This window comes from Corynebacterium senegalense (assembly GCF_900411315.1).
Taxonomy (GTDB): Bacteria; Actinomycetota; Actinomycetes; order Mycobacteriales; family Mycobacteriaceae; genus Corynebacterium; species Corynebacterium senegalense.
This window is the reverse complement of sequence record NZ_LS990887.1, coordinates 1,726,444-1,740,635: the sequence shown is the minus strand read 5'-3', so window position 1 is coordinate 1,740,635 and position 14,192 is coordinate 1,726,444. Positions and strand designations below refer to the sequence as shown.

At 70.7% G+C, this 14,192-nt stretch carries 17 protein-coding genes; 3 read left to right on the top strand and 14 right to left on the bottom strand.

The features are described 5' to 3' along the window. The 10 genes from DYZ02_RS11595 to dacB all read right to left on the bottom strand — a co-directional run. Positions 1–547 (bottom strand): DUF6779 domain-containing protein (locus DYZ02_RS11595; protein WP_342767219.1); only part of this gene is annotated, 547 nt, incomplete at its 3' end. A gap of 10 nt (positions 548–557) precedes the next feature. Continuing rightward, positions 558–1,025, bottom strand: a complete 468-nt coding sequence (locus DYZ02_RS08390; protein WP_115685837.1) for a DUF3180 domain-containing protein — start codon at positions 1,023–1,025, stop codon at positions 558–560. Further along, positions 1,022–1,501, bottom strand: a complete 480-nt coding sequence (gene folK / locus DYZ02_RS08385; RefSeq protein ID WP_115685836.1) for a 2-amino-4-hydroxy-6-hydroxymethyldihydropteridine diphosphokinase — start codon at positions 1,499–1,501, stop codon at positions 1,022–1,024. The genes DYZ02_RS08390 and folK overlap by 4 nt, the downstream gene beginning before the upstream one ends. After that, positions 1,498–1,872 (bottom strand): dihydroneopterin aldolase, encoded by a 375-nt coding sequence (gene folB / locus DYZ02_RS08380; protein ID WP_115685835.1) that lies wholly within the window; start codon positions 1,870–1,872, stop codon positions 1,498–1,500. The genes folK and folB overlap by 4 nt, the downstream gene beginning before the upstream one ends. Continuing rightward, positions 1,873–2,676 (bottom strand): dihydropteroate synthase, encoded by an 804-nt coding sequence (gene folP, locus DYZ02_RS08375; RefSeq protein WP_115686437.1) that lies wholly within the window; start codon positions 2,674–2,676, stop codon positions 1,873–1,875. 48 nt (positions 2,677–2,724) lie between these two features. Further along, positions 2,725–3,300 (bottom strand): GTP cyclohydrolase I FolE, encoded by a 576-nt coding sequence (gene folE / locus DYZ02_RS08370; protein WP_115685834.1) that lies wholly within the window; start codon positions 3,298–3,300, stop codon positions 2,725–2,727. After that, positions 3,287–5,794, bottom strand: a complete 2,508-nt coding sequence (ftsH, locus tag DYZ02_RS08365; protein ID WP_115685833.1) for an ATP-dependent zinc metalloprotease FtsH — start codon at positions 5,792–5,794, stop codon at positions 3,287–3,289. The genes folE and ftsH overlap by 14 nt, the downstream gene beginning before the upstream one ends. A gap of 56 nt (positions 5,795–5,850) precedes the next feature. Next, entirely contained in the window at positions 5,851–6,480 is a 630-nt protein-coding gene (gene hpt / locus DYZ02_RS08360; RefSeq protein ID WP_115686436.1) for a hypoxanthine phosphoribosyltransferase, read from the bottom strand. A gap of 75 nt (positions 6,481–6,555) precedes the next feature. Next, a complete protein-coding gene (gene tilS, locus DYZ02_RS08355; protein ID WP_115685832.1) occupies positions 6,556–7,464 on the bottom strand; it encodes a tRNA lysidine(34) synthetase TilS in 909 nt (302 codons plus the stop codon). Then, positions 7,465–8,715, bottom strand: coding sequence for a D-alanyl-D-alanine carboxypeptidase/D-alanyl-D-alanine endopeptidase (dacB, locus tag DYZ02_RS08350; RefSeq protein WP_115685831.1), 1,251 nt, complete (start codon positions 8,713–8,715; stop codon positions 7,465–7,467). A gap of 74 nt (positions 8,716–8,789) precedes the next feature. Between dacB and DYZ02_RS08345 the strand changes: the two genes are divergently transcribed. Further along, complete coding sequence (locus DYZ02_RS08345; RefSeq protein ID WP_115685830.1) at positions 8,790–9,332, top strand: inorganic diphosphatase; 543 nt, start codon at positions 8,790–8,792, stop codon at positions 9,330–9,332. Positions 9,333–9,454: 122 nt separating this feature from the next. Here the strand turns inward: DYZ02_RS08345 and DYZ02_RS11405 are convergent, their stop codons facing one another. From DYZ02_RS11405 to DYZ02_RS08330, 4 genes are all read right to left on the bottom strand, one after another. Further along, positions 9,455–9,598 (bottom strand): hypothetical protein, encoded by a 144-nt coding sequence (locus DYZ02_RS11405; RefSeq protein ID WP_181896937.1) that lies wholly within the window; start codon positions 9,596–9,598, stop codon positions 9,455–9,457. A gap of 400 nt (positions 9,599–9,998) precedes the next feature. After that, positions 9,999–11,303 carry a hypothetical protein gene (locus DYZ02_RS08340; protein WP_115685829.1) on the bottom strand — a complete coding sequence of 435 codons (1,305 nt, stop codon included), beginning with the start codon at positions 11,301–11,303 and terminating at the stop codon, positions 9,999–10,001. A 148-nt stretch (positions 11,304–11,451) separates the two neighbouring features. Continuing rightward, positions 11,452–12,276 (bottom strand): sortase family protein, encoded by an 825-nt coding sequence (locus DYZ02_RS08335; protein ID WP_115685828.1) that lies wholly within the window; start codon positions 12,274–12,276, stop codon positions 11,452–11,454. A gap of 71 nt (positions 12,277–12,347) precedes the next feature. Beyond that, a complete protein-coding gene (locus DYZ02_RS08330) occupies positions 12,348–13,175 on the bottom strand; it encodes a hypothetical protein (protein ID WP_115685827.1) in 828 nt (275 codons plus the stop codon). Between the two features lie 124 nt (positions 13,176–13,299). Between DYZ02_RS08330 and DYZ02_RS08325 the strand changes: the two genes are divergently transcribed. Both DYZ02_RS08325 and DYZ02_RS08320 read left to right on the top strand, forming a co-directional pair. Next, complete coding sequence (locus DYZ02_RS08325) at positions 13,300–13,596, top strand: rhodanese-like domain-containing protein (RefSeq protein WP_115685826.1); 297 nt, start codon at positions 13,300–13,302, stop codon at positions 13,594–13,596. 74 nt (positions 13,597–13,670) lie between these two features. Further along, the gene (locus DYZ02_RS08320) at positions 13,671–14,138 is read left to right on the top strand and encodes a MarR family winged helix-turn-helix transcriptional regulator (protein WP_115685825.1); all 468 of its coding nucleotides are present in this window, start codon (positions 13,671–13,673) and stop codon (positions 14,136–14,138) included. Positions 14,139–14,192: the final 54 nt, after the last annotated feature.

Genomic DNA, 14,192 nt, shown 5'->3' with positions numbered 1-14,192 from the left:
CTTCGGGGCGGGCGGGGGCAGCCGGTTCCTCCGGCACGACCGTCTCCGCCTCGGGTTCGCGCGCGGGCTGGCGGGCTGGCTCGGCGGTGCCGAGCTCCGCGATGCGCCGCGCCTCGGCGCGCAGCGCGGCGGGCTCGTACTCGAACTGGCGCCCCGCCATCTCCTCCAGCTGCGCGCGCAGGGCGGCCAGCTCGGCCTGGATCTCGCGGAGCACCTCCACGTCCACGCCGACGGGGATGTCCTCGTCGTTGCGGGCCAGCGCCAGGGCGGCGCGGTCGGCCTCGCCCCGCGCCTTGGCGGCGTCGAGCTCGGCGCGGTGGCGCCTGTCGTGGTCGGCGAGGGCGCGCTGCGCCTCGTCGCGGTCCCGGCGCAGCCGGCTGGTCAGGATGATGCCGGCGGCCGCCGCCCACAGGGCGAGGATGAGCGACGCCTTGAGCATGTTGGCCGAGTTGGTGAACAGCATGACCACCGTGCCCAGCACTGCCAGTGCGAAGGGGAGAACGATCCAGATGTTCCCGCTGTCACTCTTCGGATTCTCGGCACTCATGCCCCACACCTTACTGAACCGCCTCCCCGTCAGTGGGGGGCGACACCTCGCAGCTGCGCTCCAGCACCACGCCCGCCGCCGCCAGCGCCGCGCCGCCCAGCACGCCCGAGACGACCCCGGGCAGGTCCGCCCCGGCCGCGGCGAGCTGGGAGGCGCGCGGCGCGACGTAGACGAGCAGGCCGGCGAAGATACCGCCGCACACGGCCCCCGACCACGCGCTGGCCTTGCCCAGCAGCATGAAGTTCGCCGCCATCATGGGGTTGAGCTGCGAGCGGTCCAGCCCGACCTTGCCCTCCTCGCGGCGCTTCTTCACCATGTAGGCGATGAACAGGCACACGGCCGCGATGATCCACAGCGTCATCGACAGCGTCAGGTCCACCGCCGTGAGCATGCCGTAGAAGCGCCGCACGAGGATGAACGACGCGGCAGTGCAGAATCCGGCGAGCGCGACGAGGCCCGCCACGGGTGTGCGCGTCACAGCCGCCTCACCTCCTGTTCGCCTTCCAGGGGGCCGAGCTTGTCGACGAGCCCGGCCACCGTTTCCCCTCCCAGCTTGGCATCCGGGTCGATTTCCAGCCAGGGGACGAGCACGAACGCGCGCTGCGCGGCGCGCGGGTGGGGCAGCGTGAGCACCGGATCGTCCGAGGTCACGCCCTCGATGCCGACGATGTCCACGTCCAAGGTGCGCGGGCCCCAGCGCACGTCGCGGACGCGGCCGGCCTCGCGCTCGAGGCGCTGGCAGCGCGCGAGAAGCTCGCGGGGGGCGGAGGGGGCGTCGTCAAGCGTGATGATGAATGTCTGGTTGAGGAAGTCGCGCTGGTCGACCCCGCCCCAGGGGGCGGTGGCGTAAACGGAGCTGGCGGCGACGAGGTCGGGGGCGAACTCGGCGGCGACGCGGGCCAGGTGAGCCCGGGAGTCCTCCATGTTGGAGCCTGCGGAAATGACCGCCCTCACGGCCGGGCCTTCCTGCTCCGGCGCGCGACGACGGCGACGTCGTCGAAAACGAGCGGGATCGGCGCGTGCGGCTTGTGCAGCGTGACCTCGATGGCGTGCAGCTGCGGGTAGCGCGCGAGCGCGGTGTCGGCGATCTCGGAGGCGACCGTCTCGATGAGCTGGCGCGGGGTGCCCGCGGCAACGTCGTGGGCCAGCTGGGCCAGCTCGGCGTAGTTGACGGTCTTGGTCAGGTCGTCGCCCGCGGCCGCCTCGCGGAAGTCGAGCCAGCAGACGAGGTCCAGGCTGAACGCCTGGCCGTGCTCGGTCTCGTGGGGCAGCACCCCGTGGTTGGCGTGGACCTTCAGGCCCTTCAGCTCGATGCGGTCCGCCACTTACCTGCCCCCGTTCTTCCAGGCGGCGGCGACGTCGACGGCGTCGCGGGAGACGGCCACCTCGTGGACGCGCACGCACCACGCCCCGGCCTGCGCGGACAGGGCGGTCACGGCCGCGGTGGCGGGGTCGGCGTCCACGGGGGTGTGAGCCAGGCCGCGGTCCTTGCGCACGGCGGTAAGGAAGCGCTTGCGGGAGGCGCCGACGAGCACCGGGAACTCGCCCGCGACGAACTCCGGCAGGGCGGCGAGCAGCGCCCAGTTGTCCGCGGCGGTCTTGGCGAAGCCCAGCCCGGGGTCCACGGTGATCTGGGCGGGGTCGACACCGGCGGCCACGGCGTTGTCAGCCAGCGCGGCGAGAATCTGCTGGACGTCGCGCACCACGTCGCCGCCGTGGTCGGCGGCGCCGGAGGCGTTGACGAAGGCGTCGGCGCGCCAGTGCATGAGGCACACCGGCAGGCCCGTCTGCGCCATCGCCGCGTACATGTCCGGGTCGGCGAGGCCGCCGGAGACATCGTTGATGAGGTCCACCCCGGCCTCGGCGGCGACGAGGGCGGTGGAGGCGCGCATGGTGTCCACGGAGGTGCGGATGCCCTCCTCGTGCAGCGCCGCGATCACGGGGCGCACCCGGGCCGCCTCCACGTCGGCGGGCACGCGGGTCGCGCCCGGGCGGGTGGATTCGGCTCCGACGTCGATGATGTCGGCGCCCAGGCGCACGAGCTCGCGGGCGTGCTCGACGGCGTCGTCGACGTTGAGCCAGCGGCCCCCGTCGGAGAAGGAATCCTCGGTGACGTTGACGATGCCCATCACGGTCGTGCGGCCGGGCACCGTCAGGTCCTGCACGGTGGTCACGTTCTAGCTCCTAATCAGGCTCAGGACTTCGGCGCGCGAGGCGGCGTTCGTCTTGAAGCCGCCGCGCACCGCCGAGGTCGTCGTGGTGGATCCGGGCTTGCGGATGCCGCGCATCGCCATGCACAGGTGCTCGCACTCGATGACCACGATGACCGCCTGCGCGCCTAGCTTCTCGACGAGCGCGTCGGCGATCTGTCTGGTCAGCCTCTCCTGCACCTGCGGGCGCTTCGCGTAGAGGTCCGCGAGCCGCGCCAGCTTGGACAGGCCGGTCACCTTGCCCTCCGGCCCGGGAATGTAGCCGATGTGCGCCTTGCCGTAGAAGGGAACGAGGTGGTGCTCGCAGGTGGAGTAGATCGGGATGTCACGCACGAGGACGAGCTCGCTGTGATCCTCGGCGAAGCTCTTGTTCAGCACCTCGGTGGGGTCGGTGTGCAGCCCGGCGAAGACCTCCTCGTAGGCGCGGGCGACGCGGGCGGGCGTCTCCTCGAGGCCGGGCCGGTCGGGGTCCTCCCCCACGGCGAGCAGCAGCTCGCGCACGGCGGCCTCGGCGCGCTCCCGGTCGAAGTTAGTTTCGCTCATCGGGGTCCTCCTCCCGGGGGTTCGGCGGGGTCAGCTCGGTGGTCTCAGGCTTGGCGACGTCCCCCGCGTCCACCCGGGGGATCTCCGACGTCGGGGCGTCCGAGGGGCCCGGCTCCTTTGGGCCGTGCTCCTTCACGCCGCGCTCCTTGTCGGGCTCGCCGGGCCGCTCGTTCTCGGGCAGCTGGAAACCGATCAGCGGCTCGCGCTCTCGGTCAGGCTCGGCGGCGTGGCGCGGGCGCGCGGGCTGCGCGCCGTCGCCGTAGTTGCGCACGCCCGGGTGCTGGGCCTGGTTCTCGGCCTGAGCCTGCTCCGCGTCCCGCGTGTCGGTCCCCGGCCCGGGCAGCACCTCGGTGCGCTGCTCGGCGCCTGTGTAGGTCCAGCCGGGCGGGGGCGTGGGCCCGCCGTAGCCGCCCGCGGGGCCGGCACCCGTGCTCTTTCCGGCGCGCCACTTGGAGGAGCCGCCGGCGGTGATGGTGTCCAGGGCCGGGGCCTGGCCGCGCTCGGCCGTGCGGCGCTTGCGGGCCTCGCGGGACATCTCCAGGAGGGTGACCTTCTTCGGGGGTTCCTCGCCGCGGGCCTCGGCCAGCTCGACCGGGGTGAGCACGGGCTCGCGGCCGGGCTGGGCGGTGAAGCGGGCGTCGACAGCCGGCAGGCCGGAACCCTGCGGCTCGATGCCCTCGAAGATGTCCTCAAGGTCGGGGCGTCGCACGGTCTCCTTCTCCAGCAGCACCGTGGCCAGGCGGTCCAGGTAGTCGCGGTGCTCGGAGAGGATGGTGTAGGCGCGCTGGTGGGCGACGTCGAGAAGCTCGTGCACTTCCCTGTCGATGGTCTCGGCGACCGCCGGGGAGTACTCGAGGGAGCCTCCGCCGCCGCGGCCGGAGAAGGGGTCGCCGTCCTCGGAGCCGTACTTGACGGTGCCCAGGACGCTGGACATGCCGTATTCGGTGACCATCGCGCGGGCGATCTTGGTGGCCTGCTCGATGTCCGAGCTGGCGCCGGTGGTGGGCTCGCCGAAGACGAGCTCCTCGGCGGCGCGCCCGCCGAGCGCGAAGACGAGCCGGGCGAAGAGCTCGTCGCGGTTGTACATTCCCTTGTCGTCCTCCTGCGCCGTCATGGCGTGGCCGCCGGTGCGGCCACGGGCGAGGATGGTCACCTTGTACACGCGCTCGATGTCCCTGAGCGCCCAGGCGGCCAGGGTGTGGCCACCCTCGTGGTAGGCGGTGACCTTCTTCTCCTTCTCGGAGATGATCTTGGAGCTGCGGCGCGGCCCGCCGATGACGCGGTCGGTGGCCTCCTCCAGCGCGTCGGCGGTGATCACGTTGCCGCCGATGCGGGCGGTGAGCAGCGCGGCCTCGTTGAGCACGTTGGCCAGGTCAGCGCCGGACATGCCGGCGGTGCGCTTGGCCAGCGCGTTGAGGTCGGCGTCGGGGCCGAGCGGCTTGTCCTTGGCGTGGACCTTGAGGATCTGCTGGCGTCCGGCCAGGTCCGGGTTGGTCACGGGGATCTGGCGGTCGAAGCGGCCCGGGCGCAGAAGCGCCGGGTCGAGGATGTCGGGGCGGTTGGTCGCGGCGATGAGGATGACTCCCTCGCGGTCGCCGAAGCCGTCCATCTCCACGAGCAGCTGGTTCAGGGTCTGCTCGCGCTCGTCGTGGCCGCCGCCCATGCCGGAGCCGCGCTGGCGGCCGACGGCGTCGATCTCGTCGATGAAGATGATGCAGGGCGCGTTGTCGCGCGCCTGCTTGAACAGGTCGCGCACGCGGGAGGCGCCCACGCCGACGAACATCTCCACGAAGTCGGAGCCGGAGATGGTGAAGAAAGCCACCCCGGCCTCGCCCGCGACCGCGCGGGCGATGAGGGTCTTGCCCGTTCCGGGCGGGCCGTAGAGCAGCACGCCGCGCGGGATCTTCGCCCCGAGCTTCTCGTAGATCTGCGGGTTCTGCAGGAAGTCGACGACCTCCTGCAGCTCGTCGACGGCCTCGTCGGCGCCCGCGACGTCGGCGAAGGTGTTGGTGGGGTTGTCCTTGGTCAGCTGCTTCGCCTTGGAGCCGCCGATTCCGAACATGCCACCGCCGGCCTGCATGCGGTACATGAAGTAGGACAGCAGGCCGAAGATGAGGATCATCGGCAGCATGAAGCCCAACATGGACATGAGGAAGGATTCCTGCGTCACGTTGGTCTTGTAGGAGTCCGCCCCCGAGTCGCGCACCGCGTCGAAGATCTCGGGTGTGGTGCGCGCGGGGTACTGCGCCATGACGGATTCGACGCCGTCGCGCTCCTTGACGGTGATGGGCTCGCGCAGGTCGATGCGGACGCGCTGCTCGCGGTCGTCGATCTGCACCTTCTCGGCGTTGCCGTCCTGCAGCTGCTGCAGGGCGACGGAGGTGTCCACCGTCTGGTAGGTGCGGGTGTCGTCCCCGATCAGCGTGAACAGGTAGAGAACGATGAGGGCGACGGCGCCGGTGAGGCCCCACCGCAGCACTTTTTTGTTGTCCATGTAGTCCTGTGTTCTGTGATGTTCAGTAAGGGTGGCAGAGGCGGTCGGCCGGTGGCCTAGATCTCGCTCGCCTGGATGTCCGCGTGGACGGCTTCCTCGACTTCGCCGCCGTAGACGCGCGGGTGCAGGGTGCCCACGTAGGGCAGGTCGCGGTAGCGCTCGGCGTAGTCGAGGCCGTAGCCGATGACGAACTCGTTGGGGATGTTGAAGCCGATGTCGAGCAGGTCCACCTTCGCGGTCTGCACCTCGGGCTTGCGCAGCAGGGTGATCACGTTGAGGGAGCGCGGCTGGCGCCCACGCAGGTTCTTCATCAGCCAGGACAGGGTCAGCCCGGAGTCGATGATGTCCTCGACGATGAGCACGTCGCGGCCCTGTATGTCCTTGTCCAGGTCCTTGAGGATGCGCACGACGCCCGAGCTGGTGGTCGAGTTGCCGTAGGAGGACACGGCCATGAACTCGAGCTGGCAGGGGATGTCGAGCTTGCGGGCGAAGTCGGTGAGGAAGAACACCGCCCCCTTGAGTACGCAGACGAGGATGAGTTCCTGCTCGGCGTCGCGGTACTTCTCGGAGACCATGTCGGCCAGTTCCTGGATGCGCGCCTGCAGCTCCTCCTCGGGGATGAGGACCGCCTCCACGTCGTCGCCGTAGCGGTTGGCGGGGACGTTGAAGTCCTTGGTGTCGTGCAGCTGGTGGTTAAGCTCCTGGTTAAGCTCGGTCATCGGTGCCCTTTCTTACAAGCCCGCGCGTCTCGCGTAACTTCCTCATCTTGCCACTTCCCCGGCGCCGGGGACAACCACCAGCAGGTTTGCCGCCCGCCGCACGCTGCGCCCGCCGCCCACGGCGACGCCGCCCTGCCCCCTCCAGCGGGTGACGAGGGCGTCGATGGCCTCGAGCTGGTCCCCCTGCACTTCCACCCCCTGTTCGATCAGCCACGCGACGAGCCTGCGGCGCCGGATCGGGGCAGGCTCGCGCGCAAGCTCGGCGCAGTCGTCGGTCGCGGAGAGCTCGCTTATCGACGCCACCAGTGCCCTCTCCTCCGCAATCCGGTCCGCCGTCTTCGCCAGCGCCGGTACCGCGTCGCCGCCGATGAGCTCGCTGAGCTGCGGGATGATCTCGGTGCGCAGGTGCACCCGGCGAAACGACGGGTCGCGGTTCATGGGGTCGTGCCAGGGTTCGACGCCCAGCTCGGCGCAGGCGCCCTCGGTGTCGGCGCGGCGCACGCCCAGGAACGGCCGGACGATGCCGCCCTCGCTCGGCGCCATGCCAGAGGGGTTGCCGCGCAGCGCCCCGAGCAACAGCGTCTCGGCCTGGTCCTCGGCGGTGTGGGCGACCCACACGTCGCGGCCGAAGGAGCGCAGCGCCTCGTAGCGGGCCTCGCGGGCGGCGGCCTCGAGATTGCCGGCGCGCACGCGCACCCGCACCACCTCGGCCTCGAGCCCCCACGCCCGGGCCTGCGCGGCGGCGCGCTCGGCGATGACGGCGGAGCCCTCCTGCAGGCCGTGGTCGACCGCGACCACGCGCGCGTCCTTGCCCTCCGCGGCGGCAGCCGCGGCCAGCGCCAGGGAGTCCGCTCCCCCGGACAGGCCGATCACGGCGGGGCCGGTAAACGGGCGCACGGCGCGCCGGCAGGCGAGGAAGTGGGGCGAGCGGCGCGGCCAGAACGGCTGCATCTAGTACTCCCGCAGCTCCGAGGCGAGCTTGTCCATGGCCTCGCGGGCGGCGGTGATGTCGCTGCCGTTGGACATGAAAGCGAAGGTGTAGACGTTACCCACGCGGCTCGTCACCGTCCCGGCCAGCGCGGAGGTCTGGTCGAGGGTGCCCGTCTTGGCGCGCACCCAGCCGCGCCCGGACAGGTCGGCGTAGCGGTCGTGCAGGGTGCCCTCGCCCGCGGCGACGGGCAGGGTGGCCAGCAGGGGGCGCAGCGGTTCCTTGCGCGCGGCGTCGAGGAGCAGCTGGTCGAGCAGCCGCGGCGGGATGAGGTTGAAGGTGGACAGGCCCGAGCTGTCGGAGAGCGTGACGTGGGTGATGTCGTAGCCGTGCCCGGTGAGCACGTCGAGCGTGGCCTGGGGGCTGGTAGTACCGCGGTGCGCGGCGATCTCGCGGCCGATCGCCTCGGCCATGACGTTGTCGGAGTCCTTCATCATCGCGCGCAGGCGGGTGGTCAGGTTCGGGGACTCCACCCCGGCCACCTTCTCCGCGCCCGCCGGGGCGGGGGCGAAGCCGACGGTCTCGGCGCCGAGCCGGTCGGCCAGCGCGCGGGCGACGTCGAGGGCCGGCGTGTGGGAGCGGGGCACGTCGCCCTCGGTGGCGCCGATGCGCCCGCCGTTGAGCATGAGCGGCTCGAGCGGGGCGACGTAGCCGCCGTCGATGTCCTCCGGGTTCCACCCCGGCAGCATCGTCTCCTCCGGCCAGGCGGAGACGTCCACGTAGACCGCGTTGGCGCTGCCGATCTGGGCGGCGAGATCGTCGATCTTCTCCTCGGTCAGCCACACGTCGCCGGCGGCCTTGATCACCACGTCGCCGGGGTGGGCGCCGGCGACGACGTCGGTGGCGATCGTGTCGGCGGGGCCGAGCTCGAGCAGCGCGGCGGAGGCGGTGAGCAGCTTCGTCGAGGACGCCGGGCGCAGCGGCTCCGCCGAGACTTTGTCAAAGACCACCTCGCCGGTGTCGGCGGACGAGATCCGGGCGCCGAAGGTGGCCAGGGCGGGGTCGGCGGCGAGCTCGGCGAGGGCGGCGTCGCGCGCGGTGGCGTCGATAGGCGCGGGGCTTGCGGGCTCGAGCGCCGGGGCGGGCGCGGTGAGCTCATAAGCGGGGGCGTGGACGAGCGCCGCCCGCTGCTGCTGCGCGGCCACCCCAAAGCCCGCGACCCCTCCGACCGCGAGGACGGCGACCGCGCTGACTGCCCATGTCCATACCTTCATCGGGCTAAAGACTAGTCCACGTATGATGATTTTCCGTAGATTCCTCCACCCTCTGCAGCACGTAAGGAGCGCACATGAGCGACAAGAGCATCGAAGTCATCATCGAGATCCCCAAGGGTTCCCGCAACAAGTACGAGGTCGACCACGAGACCGGCAAGGTCTTCCTCGACCGCTACCTGTTCACCCCGATGGCCTACCCGGCGGACTACGGCTTCATCGACAACACGCTCGCCGACGACGGCGACCCGCTCGACGCTCTCGTCATCACCCCGGAGCCCGTCTTCCCGGGCGTGACCGTCATCGCGCGTCCGATCGGCGTGTTCAAGATGACCGACGAGGCCGGCGGCGACGACAAGCTGCTCTGCGTCCTCGACGACGTCCGCTACGACTCCTTCCAGGACATCGACGACATCGACGACTTCACCAAGGACGAGATCGAGCACTTCTTCGTGCACTACAAGGACCTCGAGCCGAACAAGGAGGTCACGGGCTCCGGCTGGGGCAACCGCGAGGAGGCCGAGCGCATCTTCCAGGAGTCCCTGGACAACTTCAAGAAGGTCGGCGACAACTCCCGCGAGGGCCTCGAGGACGAGAAGGAAGCCAAGACCGAGAACTAGGCTTTTCGACGCCACACCCGGCCACCCGGAGCACGGAAAAGGGCACCCACGGTGGGTGCCCATTTCTTTGTCCGTGCGTTGTGCAGCGGGGGCCGGCTCCCCGCTACCTCGTCGCGCTCAGGTTAGCGCGACGACAACCCGAAGCTGGACGTCGGCTCCGGAGCCGGGCGGAAGAAGTTCTGCACCGACTCCTGGATGTGCTGGATGGGGTGCGCCCCCTGGAGGTTGTGGGCCATATCGGCGGCGTTCTGGATGTGTTCAAACACGAGCTTTTTCCTTTCTGTCGTGATCAGCTTGTGCACGGACCACGATAAAAACCCGTCCTGAAACCACCATGGCGTTTCTCCCCGAGCTGCACCCCACTTCGCTGCGCGAACCCCCGGCCCTTGGGCGCCACATCCCGGCGCCCTGCAAAAACACCCGGCCCCTCGGAGCACACCCCGCCCCCGCTCGGGAGAACATGCAAGCCAGCCGGGCGCACCGCAGTGCAGCTCAGCGTCTACTCGACCAACACGCACCTCCTGCCGAGCATTTCGTCCCTCAAGGATGCCTCTCCGGCGCGAAATCTACCGAAACGGCCCAAAACGGAAAGTGGGCACCCCAGCGGGGTGCCCACGTCACGTTGTTCCCGAAGCTTTCAGCGCTGACCCGGCGCCTCCGGCTGCGCTAGACGAGCTGCTTGCGGCCGAAGTGGAAGGCCGCGGCGCCGAGGACGGAGGCGATCAGGAGCGCCACCAGGCCCTTGGCCAGGGAGTTCGAGCCGGTCTCTGCGCTGATGCCGCGGACCTGCGGGGCGGCGGCCTCTTGGCGGTTGGCCGCGACCTGGATGGAGGGGGCGGCCTGGGACTGGCGCTGCACCTCGGGGCGGTTGCTGCTCAGCAGGCTCTCCGAGGAGGCGCGCTCCTGCGCGGTCGGGGCGGAGCTGGTGCGCGAGGAGCTGTCCACGTAGGTGCGCCCGTCCTGGTTGAGGTAGTAGGAGATGCCGCCGATGATGAGCACGGCCGGCAGGGCGACGAGGGCGAGGCGGGCGGCGTCGCTGGCGGAGCTGCCGCCCTCGATCGAGCCGTTCGCGGAGATGCCGTTGGAGGAGCCGAGGGCGGCGTTGACCACCTGGGAGGCCGTCTCCCCGCCGAGGGTGGCGCTGGAGCCGCCGGCGGTCTGGTTGCCGGTCTCGGTGGCGGGCAGGCTGCTGCCGGGGAGGGCGCCGTTGGCGCTGGAGCCGGCGTTGGCGTTGCCGTTCGCGTTGGTGTTGGTCTCACCGGTGTCGGCGGTGTTGCTCACGGTCGCGGCGGAGGAGCCCTGGTCGAGGACGACGTTGATGGGCAGGGCGCGCTGCAGCTGGCGGGCGAAGTCGACGGTGAGCATGACGCCGCCCTGACCGCCGGCGACGTCCTTGTCCACCAGCTCGCGGGAGTTCACCACGAAGTTGATGTCCCGGTTGTAGTACCACTCCTGGCCGTTGATCTGGCCGGCGGTGTCGCCGACGATGGCGAGCGGGAGCATCGGTTGGGTGGAGGAGGTGGCGAGGAGCTTGAGCACGGACTCGGCGGTGAGGCCGGACTGGCTGGCCTCGGAGGAGGTGCCTGCGCGGCTGCTGCTGTTCTGCTGCGAGCCGGACTCGGGCTGCGCGTAGCCGGCCACGTCGGCGAACTCCTTGGTGGTCATCTGGTCCTCGCCGAGCGCGGCGATGTCGGCGTTGACGTTCTTGACGTCGGCAACGACGTGGGTGCGGTCGGCGTGGTAGTACCAGACGGCGTCCTTGTAGTTGCCGGCCTCGCCGCCCGCCTCCCAGGTCTTGAGGTGGGGCAGGTCTTCCTGGCCCGGGGCGGGGGCGGGCAGTGCGGCGCTGCTCTCGGTGGCAGCGGCGCTGCTGCCGCCTTCTGCGGACTGCGCTGCGGCGGAGGGAGCGACCGCGAAGGTCAGCGCACCGGTCAGCGCTAGGGCGGGGAGGGTTGTGGCGAGGTTCTTCATGGCTGGCTCCAGGACGTTGGGCGCGGGACCCCACCGAGCATCAAGTCTCAAGTGAGGGTTGAGGGTCACGCTCCAATGTAACTCAGATGCACTGAAATCACATCAGTCACACAGACAACACCCGCCCCTGCCCTAATTTGGGGGCACCTTACTCGCCCATGTTGGCCCTGACCTGCTCCTCACTGACAACTCTGTCGAAACGCCAGCCCACCACAGCGTTCTGCACCGAGTCCGCGAGAGGGTTGGCGGGCTGGATGCAGCTGATGGTCAGCAGCCGGCCCGGGGTAGCGCCCGTGCCCCAGATCTCCGCAGACTCGGCGAGCCCGTCCTTCTTCGGCTCGTGCAGATCGGTGGCCACGTACGTCAGCCAGTCGCCGCCCGAGGCCTCCGTGCGCAGGTAGAGGACGTCGCCGATGGAGACGTTGTGGCGCTTGGCCCGGCCGTCGTAAAGCGAATTGAACACGGCGGGCACGCCGGCGCCCGTGTGCCCCGCGATGACCACGACGTCGCGCGCGGCGGAACCGGGCAGGGAGTATGGGCGGTCCGGGGAGGTGTAGGCGCAGGCCTCGCGCAGGGTCGCGGGGTCCAGGGCCTCCCCGACGACGCGGCAGTCGCCCGCCTCGAACCCGGCGCGCAGCCCGATCGAGGGCACGGCCATCTCCACCGGGCGGCTTTCGGCAACGCTTGTCGACGCCGGAGCGGCGATCGGGGAGGGTGCGGCCGTATTGGGCGAGGGCGACGGGGACGAAGGCGGGGACACAGTGGAAGACACCGACGGCGCAGCGCCCTCCCCCGCCGGCCCATCGGGCCCGCCGCAGGCGCGGACCGCCACGACGAGGACGAGCAGAAGCACCAGAAGCGCGACGACGCGGCGCAGCACAAAAACCCGCCGCGGAGGGCGGGTTCTGCGCGGGGCCGCCGGCACCAGCGGTGCCAGCGGGGTCTCGCGCGGGCGGTAACCGGGGTCAGCCATGGGGGTTCACCGAGTGCGGACGCATGGGAAAAAGGTAGCGCGTCGGGGCCCGGTTTCCTCCCCGGCGCGGCCTAGATGAGGCGGCGGCGGCCGAAGGCGAAGGCGGCGGCGCCGATGACGGAGGCGACCAGGAGGGCGGCAAGGGCCCGGGCGGCGGTGTTGGAGCCGGTCTGCGCGGCCATGCCGCGGGCCTCGGCCGAGGTGTCTGCAGCGGGCGCCGTAGTTGCCTCAGCCGGCGCCGGCGCGTCCTGGGCGGTGTTGCTCACCTGCACGCCCGCGGCGGGCGCGGGGGCCGCCGCGCCTCCGGCCTTAGCCTCGGCGATCGCCTGCCGGCCCACCTCGGCGCTGTTGCGCGAGAGCAGGTCGTTGGAGGCGGCGCGCTCCTGTTCGGTGGGCTCGGCGCCTATGCGCTCCATGTCCGTGACGTAGGTTTCGCCGTCGGCGTTGAGGTAGTACGTGCTGCCGTCGATCGAGAGCACGGAGGGCAGGGCGATGAGCCCGGCCGCGACGGGGTGCTCGGAGTCGGCGGAGACGTCGTCCTTGGAGAAGGGCCGCTCGGCGGGGGCGCCGTCTCCGGCCGGGGTGACCTCCTTGGCCGGGGACTCGGCGGCGGCGTCCGCGCCGCTCACGCCCTTCAGGCCGGCGGCCTCGGCGGCGTCGACAGGGACGGACTTCTCGCGGGTCGCGCTGTCGAGCTCGGCGAACGGGGTCGCCACGGCGTCAGCGGAGGGGACGTAGTGGGTGCCCTCCTGGTTGAGGAAGTACTCCTCGCCGGTGGCGGCGGTCGTCTCCGCCGGAAGGTCGGCCGCGCCGGCAGCCGGGGCGATCGCGGCGGGGGCGGCGAGCGCGAGCACCCCTGCGAGGCTCGCGGCCAGGACGGTTGTGCGGGTGCGCTTCATTGCGTCAACTCCTCGGGTCGTCGGCCGCCGGGCGGGCAACCCGGGACCGTAAACTAAAGTCTCAATTGCAACTTTAGCCTTTTTGCGACGGCGCGCCCAACGCCACGCCTGTAGCATCGCGCACATGAGAAACGTCACCGTCCAGGAAGTCCCCTCCGACGCACAGATCATCGACGTCCGCGAGCGCGACGAGTACGCCGCTGGCCACGCCGCCGGGGCGGTCAACCTCCCCCTCAGCGAGCTCACCTCCCTCTACACCCAGATCGACCCCGACCGCGACGCCTACATCATCTGCCACTCCGGCGGCCGCTCCGCCCAGGCCTGCGAATACTTCGAGCAGGCCCTTGGCTGGGACAACGCGATCAACGTCAAGGGCGGCACGACCGCCTGGCTCGACGCGGGGCTCCCGACGCAGAAGTAGGGCGTCGACAAGCGCGAATCGTTGGAGGGGCCAACTGTTTTACTCCTCCACGGCCGCGCGCTAAGTTGGGGCGTATGGCCACATTCGTCGAGCTTCCCTCCGCGCTGACCAAGTCACCCTCCTTCCAGATCGAGCGGGTCCGCCGCCACACGAAGGACGAGGTCGAGCGCACCCTCGCCGCGCACAACGCGACGATGCGCGAGTTCTGGATCCTCACCTGCGTGGCGGAGCGCCCCTGCTCGCAGACCCAGCTCTCCGAACTGCTCGCCATCGACGCCTCCGACATGGTGCGGCTCATCGACTCGCTGGAGACCCACGGCTGGGTCAAGCGCGAGCGCGACCCGAAGGACCGCCGCCGCCAGATCGTCTCCCCGACGAAGAAGGGCGGCAAGGCGCAGGCGGAGCTGGCGGCGAACGTCGCCGCGGCGGAGGAGCGCGCCCTCGACGCGACCTCTCATAAGCACCTCAAGAGCCTGAAGAAGCTGTCGAAGGCAATCCTGCAGGACAACCAGGACGCCCAGGACACGCAGGACACCGAATAAAATTACTGGTCTACTACCAACTATTTTGGCCGTCCACAAACTCCCACTATCCTA

Coding starts and splice junctions, on each gene's coding strand:
- ftsH (WP_115685833.1), bottom strand. CDS start 5,794: ATGGACAACAAAAAAGTGCTGCGGTGGGGCCTCACCGGCGCCGTCGCC.
- DYZ02_RS08345 (WP_115685830.1), top strand. CDS start 8,790: ATGAGCGACAAGAGCATCGAAGTCATCATCGAGATCCCCAAGGGTTCC.
- folP (WP_115686437.1), bottom strand. CDS start 2,676: ATGGGCATCGTCAACGTCACCGAGGATTCCTTCTCCGACGGGGGCCGC.
- folE (WP_115685834.1), bottom strand. CDS start 3,300: ATGAGCGAAACTAACTTCGACCGGGAGCGCGCCGAGGCCGCCGTGCGC.
- DYZ02_RS08340 (WP_115685829.1), bottom strand. CDS start 11,303: ATGAAGAACCTCGCCACAACCCTCCCCGCCCTAGCGCTGACCGGTGCG.
- DYZ02_RS08325 (WP_115685826.1), top strand. CDS start 13,300: ATGAGAAACGTCACCGTCCAGGAAGTCCCCTCCGACGCACAGATCATC.
- dacB (WP_115685831.1), bottom strand. CDS start 8,715: ATGAAGGTATGGACATGGGCAGTCAGCGCGGTCGCCGTCCTCGCGGTC.
- DYZ02_RS08320 (WP_115685825.1), top strand. CDS start 13,671: ATGGCCACATTCGTCGAGCTTCCCTCCGCGCTGACCAAGTCACCCTCC.
- DYZ02_RS08335 (WP_115685828.1), bottom strand. CDS start 12,276: ATGGCTGACCCCGGTTACCGCCCGCGCGAGACCCCGCTGGCACCGCTG.
- tilS (WP_115685832.1), bottom strand. CDS start 7,464: ATGCAGCCGTTCTGGCCGCGCCGCTCGCCCCACTTCCTCGCCTGCCGG.
- DYZ02_RS08330 (WP_115685827.1), bottom strand. CDS start 13,175: ATGAAGCGCACCCGCACAACCGTCCTGGCCGCGAGCCTCGCAGGGGTG.